Source organism: Streptomyces niveus, from assembly GCF_001723055.1.
In the GTDB taxonomy this organism is placed as follows: Bacteria; Actinomycetota; Actinomycetes; order Streptomycetales; family Streptomycetaceae; genus Streptomyces; species Streptomyces niveus.
This window is the reverse complement of record NZ_MDCR01000042.1, coordinates 1-12,328: the sequence shown is the minus strand read 5'-3', so window position 1 is coordinate 12,328 and position 12,328 is coordinate 1. Positions and strand designations below refer to the sequence as shown.

Sequence of the window (12,328 nt, the reverse complement as noted above, 5' to 3'; positions counted from 1 at the left end):
TGCGCGGCGAGCGGGGCCGCGTCGCGCTCATCCGGCGACGATCCGCCCCGCCACCTCGCCGAGGCCCACCCGGGTGCCGTCCGGGCCCGGGGCCCAGGCTGTGAGGGTGATCTCGTCGCCGTCCTCCAGGAACGTGCGCTTGCCGTCGGGGAGTTCGAGGGGCTCGGTGCCGTTCCAGGTGAGTTCGAGGAAGGAGCCGCGCTCCTCGCGCCGGGCGCCGCTGACCGTGCCCGAGGCGAAGAGGTCGCCCGTACGGAGGGAGGCACCGTTGACCGTCATATGGGCCAGCTGCTGCGCCGCCGTCCAGTACATGGTGGAGAACGGGGGCTCCGAGATCACATGGCCGTTCAGGGAGACGGAGATCCGCAGGTCGAAGCCGCCGGGCTCCTCGTCCTGCGCGTCGTCCAGATAGGGGAGCAGATCGTCGGTACGGGCCGGGGGCGCCACGCGGGCCGCGTCGAGGGCCTCCAGCGGGGTCACCCAGGCGGCAACGGACGTGGCGAAGGACTTGCCGAGGAACGGGCCGAGCGGCACGTACTCCCAGGCCTGGATGTCCCGCGCCGACCAGTCGTTGAGCAGGGAGAGACCGAAGACGTGGTCACGGAACGAGGCCAGCTCCACCGGGCTGCCCTGCCGCGAGGGCGTACCGACGACGAAGGCGACCTCCGCCTCGATGTCGAGCTTGCCGGAGGGGCCGAAGACGGGCGCCGGGTCGGCGGGCGACTTGCGCTGCCCGGACGGGCGGGTGACGTCCGTGCCGGAGACGACGATCGTGCCGGCCCTGCCGTGGTAACCGATCGGCAGATGTTTCCAGTTGGGTGTCAGCGCGTCCCCGTCGGGGCGGAAGATCCGGCCGACGTTGGTGGCGTGGTGCTCGCTGGCGTAGAAGTCGACGTAGTCCGCGACCTCGTACGGCAGGTGCAGCGTGACGGAGTCGAGCGGGTGCAGCAGGGGCTCTATGTCCGGCCGGTGGGCGGGGACCGTCACCCAGGCGGTGAGGGCCCGGCGTACATCGCGCCAGGCCGTGCGCCCGGCGGCCATCAGCGGGTTGAGACTCGGCCGGTCCAGCAGCGCGGCGTACGGGGAGCCCAGCGCGTGCGCGGCGGCCCCCGCGTCGAGCACATGGCCGCCGACACGCACCCCGAGCCGACGGCGCTCGGGCTCGCCGGCCGTGGTGAAGACGCCGTAGGGGAGGTTGTGCGGACCGAAGGGATCGCCCTCGGCCAGTTCGAGCGGGCTCTGCTCGGGCATCGGTGCTGCCTCGCTTTCCGGATCGATGCTGGACACGTTACGTCGGTGTTGCCCGGCGGCGGCAGTGATAAAAAGCGCGCAACGACCGAAAGGGCCTGAGCGGGGTGGGGTGTTGGGGCGTACTACCGGCGGTAGCCCGAACGGGCGCGGGGCACGGACAAACGGGGTCAGTTCTGGTCGTATTTACTGATCACGAACATACGGGCGGAGCCGGGAAGGCGCCCATGGTGATCGAAACCCGACCGGATACGCTGACTTGAATGACAGCAGCGACACATCGACAATCCATGTGATCGTCAGCAGACAGGAGTACCCCTCGTGACCGTCGTCGGGCCGTTCGGGCTGAGCGTGCGGGACCCGGCTCTTGAAGCCGATGTCCTGAGCGGATTGTCGGCAGTGGAGGCGGGTCTCCTCGAAGCCACCAAGAGCGAGGTCCCTTTCATCACGGAAGCGGCGCAGCACCTGGTGCGCGCCGGGGGCAAGCGGTTCCGGCCGCTGGTCGTGATGCTGGCGGCCCAGTTCGGTGACCCGTACGCCCCCGGGATCGTCCCCGCGGCCGTGGTCGTGGAGCTGACGCACCTGGCGACGCTGTACCACGACGACGTGATGGACGAGGCGGACGTACGCCGGGGTGTGGACAGCGCCAACAGCCGCTGGGGCAACTCCGTCGCGGTTCTCACGGGTGACTTCCTCTTCGCGCGCGCGTCGCACATCCTGGCGGACCTCGGGCCCGAGGCCGTACGGATCCAGGCCGAGGCGTTCGAGCGGCTGGTGACGGGCCAGATCCTGGAGACGGCCGGACCGCGCGACGGGCGCGACCCCGTCAGCCACTACCTCGACGTGCTCGCCGGCAAGACCGGCGCGCTGTTCGCCGTGTCCGGCCGCTTCGGCGCGCTGACGTCCGGCGCCGACGAGACGGTCACCGACATCCTCACCCAGTACGGCGAGCGGCTCGGGGTCGCCTTCCAGCTCGCCGACGACGTCCTGGACATCGCCAGCGACTCCCACGAGTCCGGCAAGACCCCCGGCACCGACCTCCGCGAGGGCATCCCCACGCTGCCGGTGCTCCTGCTGCGCGCCCAGGCCGAGGCGCACGGCCGCCCGGAGGACATCGAGCTGGTCGAGCTGCTGGACGGCGACCTGACGGACGACGCCAGGCACGCGGAGGCGCTGCGCGGGCTGCGCGCGCACCCGGCGCTGGAGCAGGCACGGCGGGACACCGTCCGGTACGCCGAGGAGGCGCGTACGGCGCTCACTCCGCTGCCCGAGTGCTACGCGAAGTCCGCGCTGGTCGAACTGTGCGACCTGGTGGTCCACCGCGCGGGCTGAGTACGCCCGTTGACACCCCCGCGTGTTCCTTGGGCCGGGCCGTCCCCTACTGGATGGGGGAGCCGACGGCGCCGGCCGTCATCCCAGAGCAGTACGCGAAGTTGCCTCTGCGGGGTGACGCTTCCGATTAGCCGATTTGGTCTTATGGACAACACCACCCCGGACCAATTCGAGTGAGAATGGCGGCAAGGGGTGGACGAGTGCAAAGGGACGGAAGCCGCCGACCACGGAGGTAGGGCACACATGGCACCGAACGACAGCGCACAGATCACCGGCGAGACCGGCGAGACCGGGGGAGTTCCGGCGGGCCGTCGCAGAGCGGCGCGCTATGTCGTCCCGGTCGCGGTCGCGGGCATCACGGCGGCCACCATCGGTCTCGTCCCGGCGCTCGCCTCGACGGGCGATCCGGATCTGCCGAAGATCAGCGCGGCGGAGCTGATCGAGAAGATCGCGGCGTCCGACACCGAACAGCTGTCCGGCACCGTCAAGATCACCACGGACCTCGGCATCCCGTCGCTCGGAGGTCTCGGTGGCTCGGCCGCCGGGACGTTCGCGCCGAAGGGCGGCGCCGCGGGCGCCGAGGGCGGCGGTTCCGCCGCCGAGCCGACCGGACGGCTGATGGAGCTGGCCTCCGGCGAGCACACCCTGCGCGTCGCCGCCGACGGACCGGACAAGCAGCGCCTGTCGATCCTCGACAGCGCCGCCGAGTACAGCCTGATCCACAACGGCGACGAGGTGTGGGCGTACGACAGCGCCTCGAACGAGGCGTACCACGCCACGGCCCCGGCCGGCGCCGCCAAGGGCTCGGAGAAGGGTGCGAAGGGCAAGGACCAGGCCGCGCCGAAGGATCTGCCCGCCACGCCCCAGGACTTCGCGCAGGAAGCGCTGAAGGCCGCGGGCGACACCACCTCGGTGACCGTCGACGGCACGGCGCGGATCGCGGGCCGTGACGCCTACCAGCTGGTCATCAAGCCCAAGCAGACGGGCTCGACGATCGGTTCCATCAAGGTGGCGGTCGACTCCAGGACCGGTACGCCCCTGAAGTTCACCCTGCTGCCGAGCAGCGGTGGCAAGGCCGCGATCGACGTCGGCTTCACCAAGGTCGACTTCTCGAAGCCGGCCGCGTCCACCTTCGACTTCACGCCCCCCAAGGGCGCGAAGGTGACGGAGGCCGACGAGTCGAAGGCCGCGGGCAAGGACCAGGCCCACAAGGCGCCCAAGGACGCCAAGGACCTCAAGGGCCTCGGGACGGAGCCGAACGTCATCGGGGAGGGCTGGACCACGATCGTCCGGCTCGACACCGGCGGCGTGGGCCCGGCCGCCGCGTCGAAGGACATGCCCGCGCAGGGGCGGGAGTTCATGGACGCGCTGGGTGACAAGGTCGACGGGAAGTTCGGCTCGGGCACGGTCTTCAAGACGCGCCTGGTCAACGCCCTGATGACGGACGACGGCAAGGTCTACGTCGGCGCGGTCACCAAGGACGCGCTGGTGAAGGCGGCCAACGCGGCGAAGTAGCGCGAAGCGCGGCGCATGCGCGCGGCACCAGGCATGCGCGCAGCACCACGCACGGACGGCCCGCCCCGTCGTACGCTCCGTACGGCGGGGCGGACCGCTGTCCGCACGGGAACGGGGAGAAGGGACGGCCGCGGGATGACAGTCGTCATAGAGACGCGCGGGCTCACCAAGCGCTACCGGGGCGGACAGCTCGCGGTCGACCGCCTGGACCTCGCCGTACCGGCCGGCAGCGTCTTCGGCTTCCTCGGCCCCAACGGCTCCGGGAAGACCACCACCATCCGCATGCTGATGGGCCTCATAGAACCGACCGCGGGCACCGCCTCGGTCCTCGGCCGCGGCATGCCGCGCGCGGCCGGAGCCGTACTGCCGCAGGTCGGCGCGCTGATCGAAGGCCCGGCGCTGTACGGGTACTTGAACGGCCGCGACAATCTCCTGCGCTACGACTCCGCCGACCCCACCGCCGACCCCCGCACCCGGCGTGCCCGGGTGGCCGGGGCGCTGGAGCGGGTCGGGCTCACGGCGGCCGGCGGCAAGAAGACCAAGGCGTACTCGCTGGGCATGAAGCAGCGGCTCGCGCTCGCCGCCGCGCTGCTCCAGCCGCGAAAGCTCCTCGTCCTCGACGAGCCGACGAACGGCCTCGACCCGCAGGGCATGCGCGAGATCCGGGCCCTCGTACGGGAGCTGGCGCACGAGGGCACGACGGTCTTCCTCTCCTCGCATCTGCTGGACGAGATCGAGCAGGTGTGCACGCACGCGGCCGTGATGGCGCGCGGACGGCTGCTGACCCAGGGCACGGTCGCCGAGCTGGCGGCGGGCACCCGGGGGCGGCTGGCGGTCACGACCCCCGATCCGGCGGACGCCGCCCGGGTGCTGAAGGAGCTGGGGGTCACCGATGTGACGGTGGCCGGGGACCGGGTGAGCGGGGAGCTGCCGGTGTCCGACGAGGGGGAGCCGGCCGAGCCGGCGGACCTCAATTCGGCGCTGGTACGGGCGGGGGTGCGCGTACGGGCCTTCGGGGTCGAACGGGCTTCGCTGGAGGACGCGTTCGTGGCGCTGACCGGGGAGGGATTCGATGTCGCGGGTTGAGAACGTGAGCACGGACGTGGCTACGGCTCCGGCTCCGGTTCCGGCCGCCGGCGCCCGCTCCGTATCGCCGCTGTGGACGCTCGGGCTGCTGCGATCCGAGCTGGTCACCACCTTCCGCCGCTGGCGCACCCTCGCGCTGCTGGGCGTGCTGGCCGCCGTACCGGTCCTGATCGGCATCGCCATCAAGATCGAGACGAGCGACGGCGGCTCGGTCGGCGGTGGGCCCGAGGGCGGCGGCGGCCCGGCCTTCCTCACGCAGATCACCAACAACGGGCTGTTCCTGGTCTTCGCCGCGCTCGCCGCGACGCTGCCGGTCTTCCTCCCGATGGCGGTCGGCGTCATCGCGGGCGACGCGGTCGCGGGCGAGGCGAACGCGGGCACCCTGCGCTATCTGCTGGTGGCGCCGGCGGGCCGGACGCGGCTGCTGCTGGCCAAGTACGCGGCGACGCTGGTCTTCTGCCTGGCCGCGACGCTGGCGGTCGCGGTGTCCGCGCTGCTCGTGGGGGCACTGCTGTTCCCGCTCGGCGACGTCACGACGATCTCCGGCACGAGCATCTCCTTCGGCGACGGGCTGATCAGGGCGGTGCTGATCGCCCTGATCGTCGCCGCGTCACTGATCGGGCTGGCGGCGCTCGGCCTGTTCGTCTCCACCCTCACCAACAGCGGGATCGCCGCCATGGCGACGACGGTGGGGCTGGTGATCACGGTGCAGATCCTGGACACGATCCCGCAGCTGCACGGGATCCACCCGTATCTCTTCCCGCACTACTGGCTGTCCTTCGCCGATCTGCTCCGCGAGCCGTTCTACTGGGACGACGTGCTGAAGAATCTCGGCTTGCAGGGCGTGTACGCGGCCGTGTTCGGCTCGGCGGCCTGGGCGCGTTTCACGGCGAAGGACATCAGTGCGTGAGGAGCGGGCGGGTCAGGGCCTGTCTTTCGGATCTTGCCGGGCTCGCGTGCGCTGGTGCCGCGCCTCTCCCCCGTAGCCCCCAGGGGGGCACGGGAGGTACCCCCTGCGTTGTCGTCGGTCGGCATGGCNNATCCAAACGACAGGCCCTAGCTCGCCAGCTCCCAGATCGCGTAGGCGATGGCGTCGCTGTTGCGGTTCAGCGCGGTGTCGTTGATGCTCGCCGTCGTGTCGCACGACGAGTGGTAGCAGCGGTCGAAGGCCTGGCCGGCCGTGCCGCCCCACTTCTGGACCTGGGCACTGGTCTTCGTACGCCCGGCGCCGGTGAACAGTCCGCCGACCGGGATGCCGATGTTCTTGAAGGACGCGTGGTCGGAGCGGCCGTCGCCCTCGGTCTCGATCTCCGTGGGGACGCCGAGTCCGGCGAAGTAGGTCTTGAAGGTCTGCTCGATGGCGGGGTCGTCGTCGTAGACGAAGTAGCCGGCGTTCGACGAGCCGATCATGTCGAAGTTGAGGTAGCCGTCGAGCTTCGCGCGCTCGGCGGACGGCAGGTTGTTCGTGTAGTAGCGGGAGCCGACCAGCCCCAGCTCCTCCGCGCCCCACCAGGCGAACCGCAGATGCTTCGTCGGCTGGAGCCCGGCTCTGGACACCGCCAGGGCGGTCTCCAGTACGGCGGCGGAACCGGACCCGTTGTCGTTGATCCCGGCGCCCGAGGTCACCGAGTCGAGGTGGGCCCCGGCCATCACGACCTGGTTGGGGTCACCGCCGGGCCAGTCGGCTATCAGGTTGTAGCCGACGCTCCCGCCGGAGCTGAACTGCTGCACGGAGGTGGTGAACCCGGCCGCGTCCAGCTTGCCCTTCACATAGTTGACGGAGGCCAGGTAGCCGGGCCGGCCGTGCGCGCGGTTGCCGCCGTTGGCGGCGGCTATGGACGAGAACTGCGTCAGATGCGCCTTGACGTTGGCGAGGGATATGTCGGGGGCGGCGAGGACGGTGGCGGGTGCGGTGGCCGTGGCCCGCGCGACCGGCGCCGCGTTCGCGGCGGGAGCGACGGACGCGAGCATCCCGCCGATCGCGAGCGCGCCGACGAGAACGGTACGTGAGCGAACGGAGAGCTTGGAGAGCTTCATGTGGGGGCTCCGGATTCCGTACGGGGACTGACGGAAAGTGGTGCGCGTGATGCGGACTGATGGTCAACGCACGCTTGACTCAGCGTCAAGAGCGGGAATCGGACACGCGTGTTCGACTTGCGGATACTTATGCTGCTGACATGCGACCCACGTTGTTCACGATCGACCTGCCCGGCCCCGGACGTCTGAGCACCATGGCCAAACCTCGGGGCGGCGACTGGCTGGACGACGAGATGCGGGGCCTGCGCGAGGCGGGAACCGACGTGCTGGTCTGCGCGCTCACCGGGCCCGAACGCGACGAACTGGGCCTGTCCGACGAGGAACGCGCGGCCACGGCAGCCGGCCTGCGCTTTGTCTCTGTCCCGATCCCCGACCGCACCGTCCCCGACCTGGCCGCAGTCCTGTCGACGCTGCGCGAGCTGTCCGACGGCCTCGCCGACGGCGCGCACGTCGTCACCCACTGCCGGGCGGGCATAGGCCGCGCGTCCCTGCTTGCCGCCGCGCTCCTGATCCTCGGCGGGACCGACCCTGACCTCGCGTGGCACGCCCTGGAAGAGGCCCGCGGCCTGGCCGTCCCGGACACCCCCGAACAGCGGGCGTGGACGCTACGCCTGCTCAACCGGGCGGCGTGACCGGGGGCGACCACACGCCGGACCACTGCTCGGCGCCGTACGCCTCGAACCGCTCCACCTCGGTGAACCCCAGCTTCGCCGCGAGACGCAGCGCGCGCTCGTTGGCGGTCCGGGTGCTGAGTACCACCGGCTCGCCGGGAAGCACACCGGCGAACCAGCCGAGCGCCGCCGCGCACGCCTCGGCCGCGTAGCCGTATCCCCAGGCATCCGGCAGGAACAGATAGCCCAACTCGGCCTTCCCACCGCCCGGATGCTCCGCGTCCCGCCGGTCGAGCGTGACCATGCCGATCATCGCCCCGTCGAGATCGACCACGAACAGGCCAGACCGCTGCCCGGGCACCGCGGGCATGGCGCGCTCAAGCTCGTCGCGCGGGCGGGCCCCACCCACGTACACCCCCACCTCGGGCGAGGCGAACAACTCGACGAACCTCCCCCGGTCCCCGGCCCCGGCCTCGCGCAGCACGAGCCGCTCGGTCCTGATCGGGTCGGTCGGCCAGGGAATCGGCGCGGGGCTCGGTCCGGGCTCGGGCATGCCCGGCAACGTACCGCAGGACCCGGACGGTTGTTCGGGGGTTCCGTGCCGCGTGCCGCCGTACGCTCGTTCACTGCACGCAGAACTCGTTGCCCTCCGGGTCCGACATCGTCACCCACACACCCCCGGGCACGTTCGCCTCGTACAGAAGCGTCGCGCCCAACCCCTCCAACCTGGCCACTTCGGCCGCCCGGCGGCCCTCCCCGACGTGGACGTCCAGGTGGATGCGGTTCTTGCCGGCCTTGGTCCCCGGTACGCGCTGGAAGAGGATCCGTCTGCCCGCGCCGACACCCGTGTCCGCGTCGAACGGGTCGTCCGGATGGCGGACGGCGATGAGATCGAGCCAGGCTCGGCGGCCGTGGGAATCCACCGTCTGCTCGATCGGTACGGCTCCGATGCCCAGCAGCCGTTCGATCAGGGCGCTGTTGTCCTCGACGTCGTAACCCAGTGCCTCGGCCCAGAAGTCGGCCTGGCTGTGCGGATCGGTCGTGTCGATGACGAGTTTCCAGTGCAGGGTCATGGAAGCGTTCATAGGGCTTCCGGGGCGGCTCGGGCGGCGAACACGCCGGGACCGGCTCCGTCAGGGCGCCGTCGCCGCGCGCCTGTCGTACTCCTCGCGCGCCGCCGCGATCTGGTTCTGGTGCTCCTCGGTCCAGACGACGAGCGCGTTGATCGTCGTGTGCAGCGTCCGCCCCATCGGCGTCAGCTGGTACTCCACGCGCGGCGGCACCACCGGGTGGACCGTGCGCTTCACCAGGCCGTCGCGCTCCAGCTGGCGCAGTGTCACCGTCAGCATCCGCTGGCTGATGCCGTCGATCTCCCGGCGCAGCTCGGTGAAGCGCAGCGTGCTCACGTCGAGCAGGGCGATGACCAGCAGCGACCACTTGTCGCCGATCCGGTCGAGGATCTGCCGGACCTCGCAGTCCTCGCGGGTGTCCCACTGGAAGGGGTCCGCGTCGCCGTAGTCGCACCGGGCGGCGGCGGCCGGCGCCGGGGCGGGCGCGGTACCCGTGGGGTGCCTCGGTGACTTCAAAGTGCCTTCTTCCATGGCATCTGATCGTGCCGCAGGATCGGGTTGGTTACAAGAGGGAACCGACCCTCTAACGAGTAACCGATCCCTTCTTCCGTCGTGCCCTTCGAGGAGACACTCATGCCACCCGCCATCCCGGCCATGTCCGCACGGGCCTGGGCACTGCTGCTGGTCCTCAGCGGGACGATCTTCCTTGAGGGGATCGACATCGCGATGCTCGCCGTCGCCATCCCCACGATCCGGGCCGACCTCGGCCTGTCGACCGGCACCGCGGCCTGGGTGATCAGCTCGTACATCCTCGGTTACGCCGGATTCACCCTGCTCGGCGGGCGCGCCGCCGATCTGCTCGGACGGCGCCGGATGTTCCTCGTCTGGCTCACGGTCTTCCTGCTCTTCTCCGGACTCGGCGGCTTCGCGACCGAGGGCTGGATGCTGCTCGTCGCCCGGTTCGTCACGGGTGTGTCGGCGGCCTTCATGACCCCGGCGGCGATGTCGATCATCACCACCTCCTACGAGGAGGGCCCGCAGCGCAACCGCGCCCTGCTCGTCTTCGCCGGTACGGCGGCCGGCGGCTTCTCGCTCGGCATGGTCATCGGCGGTCTGCTGACGCAGATCGGCTGGCGCTGGGTGTTCTTCGCCCCCGTACTGCTCGCGGGCGTCATCCTGATCGCCGCGCTCAAGCTGCTGCCGCGTACCGAGGCCGCCGCCGCGCCCGACAGGACGCCGAGAGGCTTCGACCTGCCGGGGGCCGCCGCGGCGGCGGGAGCGATGCTGCTGCTGGCCGTCGGGGTCGTACGGCTGGAGCACGGTGGTGCCGGCTGGCCGCTGACGGTGGGGGCGTTCGCCGTCGGACTGCTGCTGGTCTACGTCTTCGTCACCGTCGAACGCCGCTCGCCCGCCCCGCTGGTGCGCCTCGGGATCTTCCGCAAGGCGTCGATGGTCCGCGCGGATCTCGGCGCGATGCTGTTCCTCGGGTCCTTCTTCGGCTTCCAGTTCATGGCGACGCTCTACCTCCAGGAGCTGCGCGGCTGGTCCTCGCTGGAGACCTCGCTCGCACTGGCCCTGATGGGCCTCGACGCGATCCTCGCCCCGACCCTCACACCCGTCCTGGTCAACCGGTTCGGCAACACACGGGTGGCGCTGGGCGGCTTCGCGGCGGCGACCGTGGCGTACGCGCTGTTCCTGCCGGTCGGCGCGGACTGGTCGTTCGGGCTGATGGCCCCCACCCTGATCCTGACGGGCGTCGCGTTCGCGCTGGCGTACGGGCCGCTGTCGATCGCGGCGACGGACGGTGTCGCGCCCGAGGAGCAGGGGCTGGCGAGCGGGCTGCTGTACACCTCGACGCAGTTCGGTTCGGCGATCGGGATCTCGGCGGTGACGGCCGTGTACGGACTGGCCTCGACGACAGGCCCGGACGGGGAGTTGGGCGCGTTCCGGGCGGCGCTTGTGGTGCCGGTGGTGATGGTGGTGCTGGGGCTGCTGGTCGTGGCGACAGGGCTACGGCCCCGGAGGCTCCCGAAGCCGCACGGTCCTCACTCCCCGGACGAGGTCCCCGTCCCGGCCCGCCCCACGGCCTTCGCGCCGTCCGCCGACTGAGCAGGGGCGGCTGACCCCTCGGCCTGGACCTGCGCGCCCGCCCGCCGCAGCGCCTCCGCCGTCGCCCTGTTCCGCCGCGCAGTCCGCAGCGCGTCCCACGTCAGGATGGTCAACGCCGTCCACACCAGCGCGAAGCCGGCCCACCGCTCGGCCGGCATCGCCTCGTGGAAATACAGGATCCCGAGGAGGAACTGGAAGACCGGCGCCAGATACTGCAACAGCCCCAGCGTCGACAGCGGTACGCGTATCGCCGCCGCCCCGAAGCAGACCAGCGGCACGGCGGTCACCACACCGGTGGCCGCCAGCAGCGCGCCGTGCCCCACCCCCTCGGGCCCGAACGTCGCGTCGCCGGAGGCCCCGAGCCAGAGCAGATAGCCGAGCGCGGGCACGAACAGGATCACGGTCTCGGCGGCCAGCGACTCCAGCCCGCCGATGTTGACCTTCTTCTTCACCAGGCCGTACGTCGCGAACGAGAAGGCCAGCGTCAGCGAGATCCAGGGCGGCTGCCCGTACCCGATCGCCAGGACCAGTACGGCGGCCAGACCGACGCCGACCGCCGCCCACTGGGCGGGCCGCAGCCGCTCCTTGAGGAGCAGGACGCCGATGGCGATGGTGACGAGCGGGTTGATGAAGTATCCGAGGGACGCCTCGACGACATGGCCGGTGTTGACCGACCAGATGTACAGGCCCCAGTTGACGCTGATCACGGTGGCGGCGACCACCAGCAGGCCGAGCTTGCGCGGCTGGGCCAGCAACTCCCGTATCCACGCCCAGCGGCGTACCACCAGCAGCGCGATCGCGACGACGGCCAGCGACCAGACCATCCGGTGGGCGAGGATCTCGACCGCGCCGGAAGGCTTCAGCAGGGGCCAGAAGAGCGGGACCAGGCCCCACATGCCGTAGGCGCCGATCCCGTACAGCAATCCCGCGCGCTGCTCGCCGTCCGACTTCACTGGCCTGCCTCCCGAACCCCACGCGCACACGTCAGTTCGACGAAGGTAGCGCCGCGCGGGCCGGGCTGTCATGTCCGTATCGCAATACGGTCATGACAGCCGCTCGGACGGCAAGGAAAACGGGGCCCGGGTCTCGTGGAGGACGAGATCCGGGCCCCGCGATGAACGGACGGGTCGGCGGTGTCAGCCGACTACCGTCCAGGTGTCGTTGCCGGCGAGGAGTTGTGAGAGGTCGCCCTTGCCGTGCTGTTCGACGGCGGTGTCGAGTTGCTCGTTCATGAGGGTGTCGTAGACGGGTCGCCGGACACTGCGCAGGACGCCGATGGGTGTGTGGTGCAGCGTGTCCGGGTCGGCGAGGCGTGAGAGT

At 71.0% G+C, this 12,328-nt stretch carries 11 protein-coding genes and 2 pseudogenes; 6 read left to right on the top strand and 7 right to left on the bottom strand.

The annotated features are described in order from the left end of the window. Positions 1-27: 27 nt before the first annotated feature. A complete protein-coding gene (gene fahA / locus BHU15_RS06660) occupies positions 28-1,251 on the bottom strand; it encodes a fumarylacetoacetase (RefSeq protein WP_069626322.1) in 1,224 nt (407 codons plus the stop codon). Between the two features lie 318 nt (positions 1,252-1,569). On the opposite strand from fahA, the gene BHU15_RS06655 reads away from it, so the two are divergent. The 4 genes from BHU15_RS06655 to BHU15_RS06640 all read left to right on the top strand — a co-directional run bounded on the left by BHU15_RS06655 (position 1,570) and on the right by BHU15_RS06640 (position 6,091). Then, positions 1,570-2,580 carry a polyprenyl synthetase family protein gene (locus BHU15_RS06655; protein ID WP_023539420.1) on the top strand — a complete coding sequence of 337 codons (1,011 nt, stop codon included), beginning with the start codon at positions 1,570-1,572 and terminating at the stop codon, positions 2,578-2,580. 243 nt (positions 2,581-2,823) lie between these two features. Beyond that, the gene (locus tag BHU15_RS06650; protein WP_069626321.1) at positions 2,824-4,095 is read left to right on the top strand and encodes a LolA family protein; all 1,272 of its coding nucleotides are present in this window, start codon (positions 2,824-2,826) and stop codon (positions 4,093-4,095) included. Between the two features lie 135 nt (positions 4,096-4,230). After that, positions 4,231-5,181, top strand: coding sequence for an ABC transporter ATP-binding protein (locus BHU15_RS06645; RefSeq protein ID WP_069626320.1), 951 nt, complete (start codon positions 4,231-4,233; stop codon positions 5,179-5,181). Continuing rightward, the gene (locus BHU15_RS06640; protein ID WP_069626319.1) at positions 5,168-6,091 is read left to right on the top strand and encodes an ABC transporter permease; all 924 of its coding nucleotides are present in this window, start codon (positions 5,168-5,170) and stop codon (positions 6,089-6,091) included. The genes BHU15_RS06645 and BHU15_RS06640 overlap by 14 nt, the downstream gene beginning before the upstream one ends. Positions 6,092-6,240: 149 nt before the next feature. On the opposite strand, the pseudogene BHU15_RS06635 reads toward BHU15_RS06640, so the two are convergent. Beyond that, positions 6,241-7,152: pseudogene (locus BHU15_RS06635) on the bottom strand (M28 family metallopeptidase); the annotation flags it as partial. Between the two features lie 206 nt (positions 7,153-7,358). On the opposite strand from BHU15_RS06635, the gene BHU15_RS06630 reads away from it, so the two are divergent. Then, positions 7,359-7,850 (top strand): protein-tyrosine phosphatase family protein, encoded by a 492-nt coding sequence (locus BHU15_RS06630; RefSeq protein ID WP_069626318.1) that lies wholly within the window; start codon positions 7,359-7,361, stop codon positions 7,848-7,850. Here the strand turns inward: BHU15_RS06630 and BHU15_RS06625 are convergent. From BHU15_RS06625 to BHU15_RS06615, 3 genes are all read right to left on the bottom strand, one after another. Further along, positions 7,834-8,382 carry a GNAT family N-acetyltransferase gene (locus BHU15_RS06625; RefSeq protein WP_069626317.1) on the bottom strand — a complete coding sequence of 183 codons (549 nt, stop codon included), beginning with the start codon at positions 8,380-8,382 and terminating at the stop codon, positions 7,834-7,836. The genes BHU15_RS06630 and BHU15_RS06625 overlap by 17 nt on opposite strands. A 70-nt stretch (positions 8,383-8,452) precedes the next feature. Continuing rightward, positions 8,453-8,902, bottom strand: a complete 450-nt coding sequence (locus BHU15_RS06620; protein ID WP_107422800.1) for a VOC family protein — start codon at positions 8,900-8,902, stop codon at positions 8,453-8,455. A gap of 60 nt (positions 8,903-8,962) precedes the next feature. Next, positions 8,963-9,430 (bottom strand): winged helix-turn-helix transcriptional regulator, encoded by a 468-nt coding sequence (locus BHU15_RS06615; RefSeq protein ID WP_069626315.1) that lies wholly within the window; start codon positions 9,428-9,430, stop codon positions 8,963-8,965. Positions 9,431-9,553: 123 nt separating this feature from the next. Here BHU15_RS06615 and BHU15_RS06610 point away from each other — a divergent pair, with 123 nt between their 5' ends. Continuing rightward, the gene (locus BHU15_RS06610) at positions 9,554-11,008 is read left to right on the top strand and encodes an MFS transporter (protein ID WP_079127964.1); all 1,455 of its coding nucleotides are present in this window, start codon (positions 9,554-9,556) and stop codon (positions 11,006-11,008) included. Here the strand turns inward: BHU15_RS06610 and rarD are convergent. Next, positions 10,945-11,961, bottom strand: a complete 1,017-nt coding sequence (rarD, locus tag BHU15_RS06605; protein ID WP_069626314.1) for an EamA family transporter RarD — start codon at positions 11,959-11,961, stop codon at positions 10,945-10,947. The genes BHU15_RS06610 and rarD overlap by 64 nt on opposite strands. Before the next feature lie 183 nt (positions 11,962-12,144). After that, positions 12,145-12,328: pseudogene (locus tag BHU15_RS06600) on the bottom strand (2-oxoacid:ferredoxin oxidoreductase subunit beta); the annotation flags it as partial.